This is a genomic window from Mycolicibacterium chengduense (genome assembly GCF_033741155.1).
Taxonomy (GTDB): domain Bacteria; phylum Actinomycetota; class Actinomycetes; order Mycobacteriales; family Mycobacteriaceae; genus Mycobacterium.
Map to the genome: position 1 here is coordinate 629,417 of NZ_JAWQNH010000003.1, position 13,136 is coordinate 642,552.

Genomic DNA, 13,136 nt, shown 5'->3' on the forward strand with positions numbered 1-13,136 from the left:
GTGAACAGCCTTATTAGGCTAGCTAGTCGACTGGACGAGATTAGCCAATCGGCTAAGTTAGGACAAGACGGACGACAAAGTCTGTGACGCCGCACACCGCGCGTGCGACGATGCGCGGCAGGTCACAAGCTCGACCGAGGAAAGGAGGCGGGTCGCATGGCCAAACCGGTGGCACAACGCGGCTTCGCCCGTGAACGCGTTCTCGACGCCGCTCTGCATCTGTTCGCTGAGCGAGGCGTTAACGGCACATCCCTGCAGATGATCGCCGACCATCTGGGCGTCAGCAAGGCCGCCATCTACTACCAGTTCCACACCAAGGACGACATCGTGCTGTCGGTGGTGCGGCCGGTCTTCGACGATATGGACCGACTGGTCCGGGTCGCCGAGACGATCCCCAACCCTGAATCCCGCCGCGATGCGACCATCAGTGGGTTCGTCGAGATGGCCATTCGGCACCGCCGGATCGGCACGATGTTCTACGGCGACCCGGCGGTCCTCGAATTGGTACGGGCCCACGAGGAATTCGAGGACTGCGGAAACCGCCTGCGCGAGCTGCTGATCGGCCCGACGGTGGATGTCGAGACGCGCGTGACCATCGGAATGCTGACCGCCGGCATCTTCGGCAGCACCACCGAGCCTCACCTCAGCGACGTCTCCGACGCCGACCTCCATCGCATCCTGCTCGACCGCGCTCAGCGCCTACTGGCGGTGGCCGCCGAGCCCGGTACCGCGGCGCTGCGGCCATGATCGTCCGCGGCGCCGTTCTCACCACGTTGGCAGCCGTCGCCGTGCTGGCACCGGCCGGTACGGCGAACGCCGCGCCCAGCCCGCTGGACACCTTGGTGACAGCTGCGACGCAGCGGCTGCAAACGGCCGACCCGGTCGCCGCGGTCAAGTGGATCACCCACGGCGATATCGAGGATCCGGCGCGGGTCCAGCAGGTCCTGGCCGCTGTCGCCGCCACCGCGGGCGCCCACCACGTCGACGTCGACTACGTCACCCGCATCTTCACCGACCAGATCCACGCGACCGAAGCCGTCGAGTACCGGCGGTTCTCCGAGTGGAAACTCGATCCTGCCGCCGCCCCGACCGCGGCCCCGGACCTGACCTCGTCGCGGGCGCGCATCGACACCCTGAACACGACGATCGTCGATGAGCTCGCGACGCAACAGGATCTGCTGCGCTCACCGGCATGTGCCGCGGCGCTGCGCGACGCCCTGGACAACGCCGGGGCGACGTTCGGGCTGGACCCGGATTACCGGCAGGCATTGGCTTTCGCCACGCACTCATACTGCGGCTGAGGATGTCCCGCGGGCCTGTTTGGCCAACCCGAAGGTCGCGATGGTGCGGACCAGTTGCTCCAGTTCGCCGATGCCGGTGGCCGGCACGGCATCACGAGCCAGCCACCATCCCGGGCCCGCCCGGCCGAGCGCCAAGTGCGGCACCGGTGCGCGCAGCACGGTGACTGGCTCCGCGCGGATGATCCGCGCCTGCAGGGGTCGGCCATCGGTCCGGCGTACCAGCAGCCCGGCCGGCCACTTGAGCACGTCGATACTGCCGACCGCATACCGGCCACCCAGCCCGATCTGGATCACGTCGTCGACCAGCGGCACGGTCAGCCGGATGGCGCCATCCCGGATCTCGTCCAGATCGGGCACCCACAGCGGCAGTCGACGGGCAACGAGCACGCCTTAATGGTAATCGTTGCCAATAACTTGGGTCAGCGCGCTCCGACCTCGGCGGGCAGTGGTGGCGGCAACGGCGTCGTGGTGGTCGGTGTCGTCGAGGTCGGCACCGTGGAGCTCGTCACCGTCGTCGTCACCGTCGTGGTGCCACTCGTCGAGGTGGATGTCGAGGTGGACGCACCCTGCGGTTCGTGCACATCGGTCAACGGTTCGCTCCGCAGCAGGGTGCCGCCTGCGGTGACCTTCAGGGTGTTGGGCGTGACGGTGTAGGTGACGCCGTCACTCTCGGCGACGTAGCCCCCGCCCGACGCGGTGGCGGTCAGCACCAGCTTGGCACCGTCGCGGATCCGCACACCGCGATACTCGTAACCACCGCTGGCGTCCTTGCAGATGGCGATGCGTGAACTCGAGGTGCTACCGAACAGGACGGCGACGGCCGGCGCGCTACACCTGGCGGTGGAATCGACATAACCCTGGCTGTCGGCGGTGGGCGCGGCCCCGGACAGACCGGCCGCGGCGGCCAGCAATGCCAGCCCCGCCACGCCGGATGCGGTCAAGCGGACAACGGAAAGCGTGGAAGTAGACATCACCTTCCACCTGACCACGACCCGGGTAATTGCGCGAGCGTCAACACCGAGACACAACCGAATCGTTAAGCCTTCGCAACACACACGAGCTTGCGCACGCCGACCATCACGCGCGGTCATCCGTCGGCGTCTTGCAGGATCTGCCGCAGGCGCTCCAGTGGATCGCCGGCGCCGGGGTGGAGTTGCCGCCCGGGATCCTGTTCGGTCGGCGCCGCCCCGCCCACCGGTTCCGGGACCGGCACCCCGACGGCGGGCGGGGGTGGCGGTGGTGGCGGCACGGCGGCCACCGCGCGCAACTTGTCCGTCAAGCGCGCCGCCGCGGATTCCCGGATCGCCCGGCGATCGTCGTCGGGATCGGCGTTGCCCGCGAAACACCGCTCGGGTGCCTGGCGCACCACCTGGAGGGCGCCGCGGTAGTGGCGCGCGGCCGCGGCGGCATCGAACCTGCCGGCCGCCCGGTCGCCGAGCGTTTCGCGCACCAGTTCAAGGTCGACCCGCACCGGGCAGGAGGACTCATTCGCGGTGCGCGCCAATGCCGACGCGAACGCGGCGTCCGCATCATCGAGCCGGTCCTCCAGCACCGCCAAGCCGCCGGCGGCCAGCTGCGCCCGCGCGGGCTCCACGATATTGAGGGTGCCGAGCACCGCGACGTCGGTGCGCAGGGCGTCGGGCCGTCCTGCGGCGAAGTTGCGGGCGGCCGAATCGCCTGCAATCACCACCGATAGCGCCTTCACGCTGACGAGGACCAGGACCACCGCCACCGGCGCCGACCACAGCAGCAGCTTCCTCCTGGTCCCTGTCATCCTGGTCCGCTTCACAGGGCGGCCTCGACGTCGACGGAACGGGTCCGGCGGAACTCGCGCAAGACGGCGAACAGCTCGACCAACAACAGCACACCGGCGGCGGCCGCTGCGGCCCAATAGATCTCGGTGAGGTACACCGCGGCCTCGGCGGGACGCTGCCGCTGGTTCTGCGGGTCGCCGGGCAATACGGTGCCCAAGGGCGCCGCGTCGACGCGCGGCAGGTACGGCACCCCGATCTGACCGGCGATCCGCTGCAGCGTGCCGACGTCGGGATCGGCCTCGGGGCCGGCATAGCCGAGCACCGCGCCGCCCGTCACGGCTGCGGCCGGCAGGTCGAATTCCCGTGCCGGGGCGTCGCTTCCGGGTGCGCCGGCACCGAGATAGAACACCAGATTGTCGGCGCGTGGATACTGCTGACGAGCGCTGATCAGTTGGTAGCGCAGCACGGTGGCGGCCGCCCAGGCGTTCGGTGCGCCGACGGCGTCGACGGGTTCGGGCTCCGGGCGCAGCGCATCCACCATCGGGCGCAGGCTCCAGGTATCCGCGGACAACGGCCAGTCCAGCGCGGGCTCGGCGGCGAAGGAGACGAGTGCGAAGCGGGCCCGTGGGTAGCGGTCGACCAATGCCCCGATATCGGCGCGCGCGGCGTCCATCGCCGAGGCCATATCCGCGGACCGGTCGAGCACCACGAACACGTTCGGGGCGGTCTCGTCGACCGGACGTGTCTGCACGTCGTCGCCGAGTACCGGTCGCGCGCAGGCCAGCACCAGCAGCACCGCGGCGCCGGTGACACCGGCCCAGCGCCACAACGCCTTTCGTGGCCACCCGGCGGATCTGATGCGTAATAGCGCCGTGCCGGCACACCACAGGATCACCGCGGTCAGCATCAGCAACAGCACGGGATGCAGGACGGGCAGGAACCTCATCGGCGCACCAGCCTGGGCCAGACCAGCAGGCCCGTCACCGCGAGCAGCGCGAGGACCAGTGGAATATCCGGGGACTCCACGGTGCGCGTGGTCACCTCCCGCGCGGCAACGGACACCGCGGGCGGGCGAGCCATGATCTCGGCGATACGCGCAGCGGTGTTCCCGTCGGCCGGCACGGCCACGCCCCCGGTGGCCCGGACCAGCCGGTCCAGGGCGTCGTCGTCGGCGCCGACGACCACGGCGTTCACCTGAACCGCGGCGGTGTCGGCCAGTTCACGGACCCGGTCGGCGCTGAACAGCCGGCCTCGCGGGTCCCCTGGCCGGCGCAGCGCCCCGGGGCCGACATAGATCAATGAGCGCGGGTTGGCCGCCGGTTCGCCGAAGTCCGGGAAACCGGTCAGACACATGGCCAGCACATCGTCCACATCCGCGGCGTAGTCGGTGTAGGGCACATTCGCGATCAGACCCGCGCCGGGGCGAGCGGCAGCGCCGAATTGTGCTGCCGCATACTGATAATCGCGGGTCAGTGGGATGACCCGACGGTTCGCCGACGTCAGTCCGATGCGTTGCGCACCGAACCCCGGGGTGCGCTCGGCGAAATACCGCAACACCGCCGCGACCGCCGGGTCCGATGCCGGGGCACCCGTGCAGACCATGATGTCCTCGGCCGGGCGCGCCAGGTCACCGTTGGCCGCCGACGGCAGGCCGGAGGGCCGGGCCGCCGCCAGCGTCGCCGCGGTGAATCCGGCGACCAGCAGCAGCGCCGTCACCGCCAACCACAGTGTGCGCAGCCGCACCGCGTGCCGATACTCCGGCAGCCGGGTCAGGCGTGCGGTGTTGGCCAGCGGGCGCAGCCGGCTTCGTCCGGCATGGGTCGGCCACAGCGTCGCTGCGGCGATCACCGCCGCCAGCGCCACGCAGCCGGCGATCGCCACCACCCACCAGTTCAGGTCCACGTGCGGACCAGTTCCTCGGCTCGGTCGCCGAGGGCGGCGATGTCCACCACCGACGACGCGTTGAACTGGGCATCGACCAGCGCGGCGAGCACCGGTGCGGCCGGGGCGAGTTCACTGTTCGCGATGGCGCTCAGATGCATGTACTCGGCGTGCACTCCGGTGCTGCGGTGCAGGAATCGGCGCAATTCGCCGCTGATAGCGGCCCCGGCCGGGGCCGCGGCGAGTTCGCCGCGCCGGTAGCGCTGCGCGATGGACCCGATGGCGTGGGCGGCGCGCCGCTTGATCAGCTGGTCGCGCGCGGCCGACAGCAGCGGCACGCCGGTTCGCCGCCCGGGGGCGGTGTAGACGAAAACCACTGTGTACCAGAGGGCCAGAACAACCAGGCAGAGTGCCGCCACCCACAACCAGGTCCGTGAGTACGGTTCCGGTCCGGTCACGTAACGCAGCAGATCAGCGGGCACGGGCGTACACCTCTGTCATGCCGGTCAGTGCCGTCCGGATTCCGGCGCTGCCACCGAAGGCGCCGTGCACCACACCGCGAGCCGTGAGGAACTGCGAGACTTCCTGCCGCCGTTGCCGTTCGGCGGCTCGGTAAGCCTTGATGACCGTCTCTCCCAGCTCGGCACCGCCGAACACGAACCCGCCACCGGCCACGTCGAAGCCCGCCCGGCGGTCATCGGCGGAGGACACCGCCGGCATATCGGTGATCATCGCCCACATCACGTCGTGCCGGGAGCTCAGCCGGTCCAGCACATCGCCGAGCGCCGGACTGGCGTCGGGTTCGTCGGCCACCACCACGATCAGCAACCGGTGCCGGTAATGGTGGGCAACCCAATCGAGTTGCACGGCAATATCGCTCGGCGCCGGGCGCGTGGTGCTGTGCTGGTGGTAGCGGTGCAGCAGGTACTCGACGTGCGTCTCGCCCCGGCGCAGTCGGATATCCACGCAGCCCCGGACGTCACCGGCCACCATGCCGATCTGGTCGGATCGGGGCAGCGTGATGAGGCCGACCGCACCGATCACGTTGGCCGCCACGTCGCGCTTGAGCTCACCGGAGGGCGCCAGGGCGGACACGTTGCGCCCGGTGTCGGCCACCACCAGCACCTTGTGGTGCTTCTCCGAGACGAACCGTTTGATCAGGGTGTGACCGGACCGGGCGGTGGCCTTCCAGTCGATATCGCGGACATCGTCACCGGGCACATAGGGGCGCAGGTCGTCGAGCTCCAGGCTGCGGGTGTGGACCAGCGCGTACCGCCCACCGTCGAGCAGCGCACCGGCATCCCGGCCGAAATGCGCTCTGGCGCGGTCCAGATGCTTGCCCATCGCGCGTCAGGGCACCCGGACGGCGCGCAGCACCGCATCGACCACCGTGTCCGGGGTGATCCGGGCGCTGGCCGCTTCGAAGCCGAGGATCAGTCGATGCCTCAACACCCGATGGGCGACGTCCGCGATGTCCTCGGGCACCACGTGGCCGCGGCCGCGCAGCACGGCCAGCGCTCGGGCGGTACGACAGAAGGCGATGGTGGCGCGCGGGCTGGCGCCGTACTCGATCAACCGGGCCATCGCGGTGGGTAGCTGTCCCTCGGGTGACCGGGTGACGGCCACCAGGGTGCTGGCGTACTGGATCAGCGTGGGGTCCAGGTGGACGGCACCGGTCAGTTGCTGGACCCTGCGGATATCGTCGATGCCGACGACCGGGGCGCTGTGATGCTCCTTGTCGTACAGGCCGGTGTCCATCCGGGCGATGATCTCGACCTCGTCCTCCACCGTCGGGTATCGGACGATGTCCTTGAGCATGAAGCGGTCGGTCTGCGCCTCCGAGAGCGGGTACGTGCCCTCCTGGTCGACAGGGTTCTGGGTGGCGATGACCAAGAACGGTTCTGGAATGGGATATTCGACGCCGGCGATGGTGGTCTGGCGTTCCTCCATTGCCTCCAGCATGGCGCTCTGTGTCTTGGCGCTGGATCGGTTGATCTCGTCGAGCAGCACGATATTGGTGTGCACCGGCCCGAGCTGGGTGACGAAGGTGTTGGCGGCGGCGTCATAGATCTGCGTGCCGATGATGTCGCTGGGCAACAGATCCGGCGTGCACTGGATGCGCCGGAACCCCCCGTGGATCGACTCGGCGATCACCCGGGCCGCCGTGGTCTTCGCCAGCCCCGGCACGCTTTCGATCAGCAGGTGGCCGCCGGCCAGCAGCCCGAGCAGCATCGATTCCCGCAGGTGTTGCTGGCCGACCACCTTGGCCGAGAACGACGTGGCCACCGCACCCACGATGTGCTGGGCCTCGGCGACGTCACGTTCGTTGAGGCGCACACCTGCCGTCGTCATCCCGGGCGGATACCCCGCGGGCGCGCACTTCATGCCCACCGGGATTCGCTGGTCTCGGTCGGGCCTGCCGCACAAGCATTTGCCAGCACTACGGTGAGTGAGTACTCTCTCACCTCGTGACCGCCTCCCGTCGCGATCAGCTGATGGCCACCGCGCTGCATCTGTTCGCGGCCAAGGGCTATGCCGCCACGTCGGTGGCCGACATCCAGCAGGCGGCCGGGCTGGCACCCGGCTCCGGGGCGTTGTACAAGCACTTCAGCTCCAAACGCGCCCTCCTCGAGGAGGCCGTGGCCGATCGGATCGAGAAGATCGTGACCGCCCGCGAGCAGTACGACTCGGGCGAACCCAAGGGCGTGGACAACGCGGTCCGTACCGCGGGTCAGCTGATCTGGAGCAATCTCACCGAGAGTGAGGAATTGCTGCGGGTGATGCTGCGCGAGCCCGACGAACTGGGCGACCTGGACGAGAAGACCTGGCAGATCATCACCGACAACGCCTATCAACGGTTCGCCGACGAGCTCACCCGGTCCAACGAGTCGGGCCGCACGCAGATCCCCGACCCGGAAGCGGCCGCCGCCGTCGCGATCGCCTCGCTGAGCTACTTCGCCACACTGCGCGCGCTGACCAACCGCACCCCGGGCAACGTCGGCGACGACCGCTACTTCGAGGCCTGGGTGGACCAGATCACCGCCGTTCTGGAACGCCACACCATTCCCAAGAAACCCTGAGCACCAAGTCATTTCAGGAGTCCAGCATGACCTTTTCCCTGCAACTGTCCGACGATGTCATCGAGGTGCGCGACTGGGTGCACCAGTTCGCTGCCGACGTCGTCCGCCCCGCCGCCTCGGAATGGGACGAACGTGAAGAGACGCCGTGGCCGATCATCGCCGAGGCCGCCAAGATCGGCCTGTACTCCCCCGAATTCTTCGGCACCCAGGCCGCCGAGCCCAGCGGGCTGGGTTTCATCACCGTCTTCGAGGAATTGTTCTGGGGTGACGCGGGTATCGCGCTGTCCATCCTGGGCACCGGCCTGGCCGCGGCGGCGTTGGCGGGCAACGGAACTCCCGAACAGATCGGCCAGTGGCTGCCCGCCATGTTCGGCACGCCCGGCGAACCCCAGCTGGCGGCGTTCTGCTCGTCGGAACCCGACGCCGGCTCCGACGTCGGGGCCATCCGCACCCGCGCCCGCTTCGACGAGGCCACCCGCGAGTGGGTGCTCAACGGGACCAAGACCTGGGCCACCAACGGCGGTATCGCCAACGTGCACATCGTGGTGGCGTCGGTGTACCCCGAACTGGGCTCCCGCGGGCAGGCCACGTTCATCATCCCGCCGGACACGCACGGGCTGAGCCAGGGCCAGAAGTTCAAGAAGCACGGTATCCGCGCCTCGCACACCGCCGAAGTGGTGCTCGACAACGTCCGCCTGCCCGAGGACATGATCCTCGGCGGCCGGGAGAAGTTCGAGGAGCGGGTCGCCAGGGTGAAGTCCGGCGCGTCCGCCGGCGGCCAGGCCGCCATGAAGACCTTCGAACGCACCCGCCCCACTGTCGGTGCGATGGCCGTCGGCGTGGCACGGGCCGCGTACGAATACGCCCTCGAATACGCCAGCCAGCGTGAGCAATTCGGCCGCAAGATCGGTGAGTTCCAGGCCGTGGCGTTCAAACTGGCGGATATGAAGTGTCGGATCGACGCCGCCCGCATGCTGGTCTGGCGGGCCGGCTGGATGGCCCGCAACAACCAAGCCTTCGACAATGCCGAAGGGTCGATGGCCAAACTGGTGGCCAGCGAGACCGCCGTCTACGTCACCGACGAGGCCATCCAGATCCTCGGCGGTAACGGTTACACCCGGGACTATCCGGTGGAGCGGATGCACCGCGACGCCAAGATCTTCACCATCTTCGAGGGCACCAGCGAGATTCAGCGCCTGGTGATTTCGCGGGCCATCACCGGCCTGGCCATCCGCTGACCCGAAAACCATTGGCGTCGAACGCACCCGTCAGGGCACCCTGGCGGGTGTGATCGATGTCGACGCATTCGACCGCGACGGATACCTGCGCATCGACGGCAGCGCGGTGCGCGAGGCCGCGCGCGCCGCGCAGACCCTGCTGTGGCAGCGGCTCGGGCTGGCCGCCGACCGGCCGGAGCTGTGGACCGAATCGGTGGTGTGGACCTCGGACGTGTCCGGTGCCGGACCATTCGGCGAGTTGACCCGGCCGCCGGGCCTGTCGGCAGCGCTGGACGCGGTCCTAGGTGCCGACCGCTGGGTTCCGCGAGGATCGCTGGGCAATATCGTCATCCGGTTTCCGCTGCCCTCGGATATCGACGACCGTGGTTGGCATATCGATCTGAACACCCCACTGCCCGACGGCTCCTGGGCGGTATCGCGACAACCACACACGGTGCTCGTGCTGACCCTGCTGTCGGACGTGGGACCGGACGACGCGCCGACCCGGATCCGGGTTGGTTCACACCGGGATGTGCCGGCGGTGCTCGGTGACCGACCGCTGGATGCCGTGACAGCGGGCCGGCGGGCCGAAGCCGCCAGTGCCCAGCGCCCGGTCGCACGCGCCACCGGGCGACCGGGTGACATGTACCTGCTGCACCCGTTCACCGTGCATGCCGCCGATTCGCATCGTGGTCAGACGCCGCGGTTCATGGCGCAGGGCCCGATCCTGCTGACCCGCCCGCTCACTTGGCCGTGAGCAGTACGTACTGCGCGGCCACCAACTGCTGTACGTCGCGCAACGGCGCACCGCTGGCCTCGATCGCGTAGCGGCCGGCGGGCGCCACGCAGTAGAAGCTGTTCGACCTTGCCACACAATGGCTTTCCGGCAGCGCGGGCACCGGTCCTGCCGGTTTCGCACCGGCCCCCTTCAGCACCTCGGCGTTGAACCCGTTGGTGATCATCAGCGCCGTCAGCGGTTGTTTGGCCTGGTACACATTCGCCTTGCCCATGGCCACCGCCGTCACGCCGGTGTCGGAGAACAAGGTCTTGGATGCCACCGGGTCGGTCTGGAAATGCATGGCGGCCTTGGCTGGATAGACGGCATTCTTCGTCGGGGCGATGTCACCGGTTTGCGGCACGGTGCGGGCCAGCAGGCCGGTTGGGTCCAGCGGTACGTCGGCGAAGGCCTTCAGATCCGTCGGGGTGAACCCGTCGATGACGGGTCCCTGCGCATCGATCGCCTTGGCCACCAACCCGGCCGCGCGGTCCAGGCTGTCCGCGGACTGCGCCAACTGCATGAACACGTAGGGGCCGTGCGGAGTGAACGAGCGGACCACCGCCCACGGATGGTCCGCGCCACGCGGAGTGAACGGATAGGTGACGGCGACGGCCTGCGGGTGCCCGGCGATCGGGGTGCGGACCGGTTGGGCACCCCCGATGGGGCTGCCTGCCGCCGCATCACCCATCGCCGTGGTGGCCGCGACGGCGGCGGCCGGGTCGGGGAACCGCAGCACGGCATTGACCAAGACGGCGTTGTCGGAGGTGCGCGCGGAGGCGAAACCGTTGACGAATCCATGCCCTTGGGCGGCCGCCGCGATGGCTTCCGGGCCCAACTGCGCGAGCGACAGCGGGTTGGCCAGGACGTAGTAGGTGTCCAGGTACGGGTTGATCAGGGTGGGATCGACATCCCACGGACCGATCACGAACTCGGACATCCGGCGCGCGTCCACCGCCACCCCGGTTTCGATCGAACCGGCATTGCCCAGCGGCGGTTGCGGAGCCGTCGGGTAACTGCCGACGTCCAGCAGAGCGCGGCTGACGATAGGCGGGGCCGTCACGGTGGGCGCCGCAACCGAACTGGAGGGTGCTGGAGTGTCGCTGGTGTGGGCACATGCGGCAACCGCCACCGCGCCAGCAAGCGCCAGAATGGATTTCATGCTGCGCCGCAACGCATCTGATGTCGTCATTGCGTTCCGACCCTAGCGTGCTAGTCGCCGGTTCGGACGAACTTGTCGGTGAATTCGCCACCCTGGCATTGGCTACCGGTCGAGACGTTCTGTCCGCGCCCGGCGAGCACCGGGATCGGGTCCGCCAGATCGGTGGGTAGCGGATACTCGGCGGTGATGGTGACCTTGGTGGTGCCGCCCTGTGCGCACGGGACCACCCCCGCCTCGTTGCGCGTCCACTTGTCGTCGGCGAACACCAAGGTGACCACCCCGTCGATGGCGTGGAACAGGCTGATGCACCGGTCGCCGGTACGCAGGCAATGCGTCTGCACCTGCAGATCGGGCGCACCGGGCGCGAAACCGCCGTTGGTATAGACGATCGACTCGTGATAGCGCCCATGCAGGGCGGTGGCCGGCGAGGTGGTGCGGGCCGGCAACGTGGACGGGTCGGGGACCCGGCTGCGGTCGTCGGCACCGGTGTGGGTGAACGTCACGGTCCGCTTGTTGCTACTGCAGCCGTTGGCCGCCGCCCTGGTGGTCGCGCCGGTGAGGGAACCGTCGGGCTGTGGCGTCAGCGTGAACACCACCCAGGCTTCGGTGGTCATGTCGTTGCACTGCACCGACCCGGTGGCCACCGCGACCCAGTCACCGGCGATCTGATCGAAGGTCAGGTCGGACACCAGCACGATGCCGCTGTTACCGACGTACCTGGCGTTGGCGATGCAGCCGTTCGTGCCGCATGCCGAGCGCACGTCCCAGGTGCCTGTCATCTCCGGCGCACCGGGAATGGGGTTGCCCTCCAGGTCGGTGCCGGGACCGTAGTCGGCACGGTAGAGCCCGGTGAAACCCTCCCCGGTCGCCGACGCAGCACTGATGTGCGGCGCGGCCGGCGCCGCCGTGGGCTTGTCGTCCTCGGACAGTAGTCGCACCCCGGCGAGCACGCCGGCGGCGACGACCAACACGGCCAACGCCGCCACAACCGCCAGCAGCGACTTGGATCGCGACCTCGGTTCGGCGGACGGTGCCGGCGGAGGGGGCGCGGCGGCCACCGTGGGATGGCCGCCGGAGTCCCCGGCCGATCCGAACCGGGCACTCGGGGCCGCCAACTGGTACTGCAGGGCGTGCGCGAACTCCAGGCAGGTGGGATAGCGGGCCTCCCGCGACTTCGCCATCGCCCGGGCCAGCACCGGGTCCAGCCCGCGCAACTCGGGGCGCCGCTCCCCCAGCGACGGCGCCGGTGCGGTGACGTGTTTGGTGATCACCACTGCCGGGTTGGTGTCGGCGTACGGCGTGCTGCCGGTCAACAGATGAAAAGCCGTGCACGCCAAGGCGTATTGGTCGGTGCGCCCGTCCATCGGCTCGCCACGCAACTGCTCGGGCGCGGCATAGGCCACGGTGCCGACCGCCATATTGGTCGCCGTCAGCTTCGTCGAGTCGTCCATCGGCCGGGCAATCCCGAAGTCGGCCAAGTAGATCCGTGAAGTCTCCGATTCCAGCAGGATATTGGCCGGCTTGATATCCCGGTGCAGCAGACCTCGCTGATGCGCGTAGTCGAGCGCGGATGCGACCGCGGCGATGATCGGCAGCGCCACCTGCGCGGGCATGCCGTTGGGATAGTGATCACGCAGCAGCCGCGCGGCGTCGGTGCCCGCCACGTAGACCATCGAGATCCACAGCTGACCGTCCACCTCGCCGCGGTCATACACGCCCAGGATGTTCGGATGCGACAGGGTGGACACCAGATCCGCCTCGCGGCGAAACCGTGGCCCGTACTCCGGGTCGGTGGTGAGGCCGGCCGCCAGCACCTTCAGTGCGTCCTGGCGTGGCAGTCGGGGGTGGTCGGCGAGATAGACGCTGCCCATTCCGCCGGCGCCGAGCAACCGCCGGATGGTGTATCCGGCGAAAACCTGCCCTTCGGTCAGCGGCACGGGCAAATGGTATGTGACCCGTCGTATGA

Annotated in this window: 15 protein-coding genes; 5 read left to right on the forward strand and 10 right to left on the reverse strand. The window is 69.0% G+C overall.

Annotated features, from left to right (window positions below; genetic code table 11):
• Window positions 1–156: 156 nt before the first annotated feature.
• Complete coding sequence (locus tag SBI67_RS13520; RefSeq protein ID WP_318981032.1) at window positions 157–747, forward strand: TetR/AcrR family transcriptional regulator; 591 nt, start codon at window positions 157–159, stop codon at window positions 745–747.
• On the forward strand, window positions 744–1,301 hold the full coding sequence (locus tag SBI67_RS13525; protein ID WP_318981033.1) for a chorismate mutase: 558 nt from the start codon (window positions 744–746) through the stop codon (window positions 1,299–1,301). The genes SBI67_RS13520 and SBI67_RS13525 overlap by 4 nt, the downstream gene beginning before the upstream one ends.
• Here the strand turns inward: SBI67_RS13525 and SBI67_RS13530 are convergent.
• The 8 genes from SBI67_RS13530 to SBI67_RS13565 form a co-directional block, all read right to left on the reverse strand.
• A complete protein-coding gene (locus SBI67_RS13530; protein WP_318981034.1) occupies window positions 1,287–1,688 on the reverse strand; it encodes a hypothetical protein in 402 nt (133 codons plus the stop codon). The two genes, SBI67_RS13525 and SBI67_RS13530, sit on opposite strands and share 15 nt — an antisense overlap.
• A gap of 32 nt (window positions 1,689–1,720) precedes the next feature.
• Entirely contained in the window at window positions 1,721–2,272 is a 552-nt protein-coding gene (locus SBI67_RS13535) for a hypothetical protein (RefSeq protein WP_318981035.1), read from the reverse strand.
• Window positions 2,273–2,388: 116 nt separating this feature from the next.
• The gene (locus SBI67_RS13540) at window positions 2,389–3,075 is read right to left on the reverse strand and encodes a hypothetical protein (protein WP_318981036.1); all 687 of its coding nucleotides are present in this window, start codon (window positions 3,073–3,075) and stop codon (window positions 2,389–2,391) included.
• Between the two features lie 11 nt (window positions 3,076–3,086).
• Entirely contained in the window at window positions 3,087–4,001 is a 915-nt protein-coding gene (locus SBI67_RS13545) for a hypothetical protein (protein ID WP_318981037.1), read from the reverse strand.
• Window positions 3,998–4,957 carry a hypothetical protein gene (locus tag SBI67_RS13550; RefSeq protein WP_318981038.1) on the reverse strand — a complete coding sequence of 320 codons (960 nt, stop codon included), beginning with the start codon at window positions 4,955–4,957 and terminating at the stop codon, window positions 3,998–4,000. Before SBI67_RS13550 ends, SBI67_RS13545 begins: the two co-directional genes overlap by 4 nt.
• The gene (locus SBI67_RS13555; protein WP_318981039.1) at window positions 4,948–5,418 is read right to left on the reverse strand and encodes a hypothetical protein; all 471 of its coding nucleotides are present in this window, start codon (window positions 5,416–5,418) and stop codon (window positions 4,948–4,950) included. Before SBI67_RS13555 ends, SBI67_RS13550 begins: the two co-directional genes overlap by 10 nt.
• Entirely contained in the window at window positions 5,408–6,280 is an 873-nt protein-coding gene (locus SBI67_RS13560) for a DUF58 domain-containing protein (RefSeq protein WP_318981040.1), read from the reverse strand. Before SBI67_RS13560 ends, SBI67_RS13555 begins: the two co-directional genes overlap by 11 nt.
• Window positions 6,281–6,286: 6 nt before the next feature.
• On the reverse strand, window positions 6,287–7,288 hold the full coding sequence (locus SBI67_RS13565) for an AAA family ATPase (protein WP_318981041.1): 1,002 nt from the start codon (window positions 7,286–7,288) through the stop codon (window positions 6,287–6,289).
• 143 nt (window positions 7,289–7,431) lie between these two features.
• On the opposite strand from SBI67_RS13565, the gene SBI67_RS13570 reads away from it, so the two are divergent.
• Genes SBI67_RS13570 through SBI67_RS13580 form a run of 3 tightly spaced genes read left to right on the forward strand, consistent with a single transcriptional unit; the run spans window position 7,432 to window position 9,990 of the window.
• Entirely contained in the window at window positions 7,432–8,016 is a 585-nt protein-coding gene (locus SBI67_RS13570) for a TetR/AcrR family transcriptional regulator (protein ID WP_413232486.1), read from the forward strand.
• A gap of 26 nt (window positions 8,017–8,042) precedes the next feature.
• Window positions 8,043–9,254: an acyl-CoA dehydrogenase family protein gene (locus SBI67_RS13575; RefSeq protein WP_318981042.1), complete on the forward strand. Its 1,212-nt coding sequence runs from the start codon at window positions 8,043–8,045 to the stop codon at window positions 9,252–9,254.
• A 49-nt stretch (window positions 9,255–9,303) separates the two neighbouring features.
• Window positions 9,304–9,990, forward strand: coding sequence for a phytanoyl-CoA dioxygenase family protein (locus tag SBI67_RS13580; RefSeq protein ID WP_318981043.1), 687 nt, complete (start codon window positions 9,304–9,306; stop codon window positions 9,988–9,990).
• On the opposite strand, the gene SBI67_RS13585 is transcribed toward SBI67_RS13580, so the two are convergent.
• Both SBI67_RS13585 and SBI67_RS13590 read right to left on the reverse strand, forming a co-directional pair.
• Window positions 9,977–11,071, reverse strand: coding sequence for a DUF7373 family lipoprotein (locus tag SBI67_RS13585; RefSeq protein ID WP_318981044.1), 1,095 nt, complete (start codon window positions 11,069–11,071; stop codon window positions 9,977–9,979). The two genes, SBI67_RS13580 and SBI67_RS13585, sit on opposite strands and share 14 nt — an antisense overlap.
• A gap of 149 nt (window positions 11,072–11,220) precedes the next feature.
• A complete protein-coding gene (locus SBI67_RS13590) occupies window positions 11,221–13,107 on the reverse strand; it encodes a serine/threonine-protein kinase (protein ID WP_318981045.1) in 1,887 nt (628 codons plus the stop codon).
• Window positions 13,108–13,136: the final 29 nt, after the last annotated feature.

What these genes read in the sequence shown, in the direction of transcription:
- SBI67_RS13525 (WP_318981033.1), top strand. Translation starts at nt 744, where the DNA reads ATGATCGTCCGCGGCGCCGTTCTCACCACGTTGGCAGCCGTCGCCGTG.
- SBI67_RS13545 (WP_318981037.1), bottom strand. Translation starts at nt 4,001, where the DNA reads ATGAGGTTCCTGCCCGTCCTGCATCCCGTGCTGTTGCTGATGCTGACC.
- SBI67_RS13565 (WP_318981041.1), bottom strand. Translation starts at nt 7,288, where the DNA reads ATGACGACGGCAGGTGTGCGCCTCAACGAACGTGACGTCGCCGAGGCC.
- SBI67_RS13575 (WP_318981042.1), top strand. Translation starts at nt 8,043, where the DNA reads ATGACCTTTTCCCTGCAACTGTCCGACGATGTCATCGAGGTGCGCGAC.
- SBI67_RS13570 (WP_413232486.1), top strand. Translation starts at nt 7,432, where the DNA reads ATGGCCACCGCGCTGCATCTGTTCGCGGCCAAGGGCTATGCCGCCACG.
- SBI67_RS13560 (WP_318981040.1), bottom strand. Translation starts at nt 6,280, where the DNA reads ATGGGCAAGCATCTGGACCGCGCCAGAGCGCATTTCGGCCGGGATGCC.
- SBI67_RS13535 (WP_318981035.1), bottom strand. Translation starts at nt 2,272, where the DNA reads ATGTCTACTTCCACGCTTTCCGTTGTCCGCTTGACCGCATCCGGCGTG.
- SBI67_RS13520 (WP_318981032.1), top strand. Translation starts at nt 157, where the DNA reads ATGGCCAAACCGGTGGCACAACGCGGCTTCGCCCGTGAACGCGTTCTC.
- SBI67_RS13540 (WP_318981036.1), bottom strand. Translation starts at nt 3,075, where the DNA reads ATGACAGGGACCAGGAGGAAGCTGCTGCTGTGGTCGGCGCCGGTGGCG.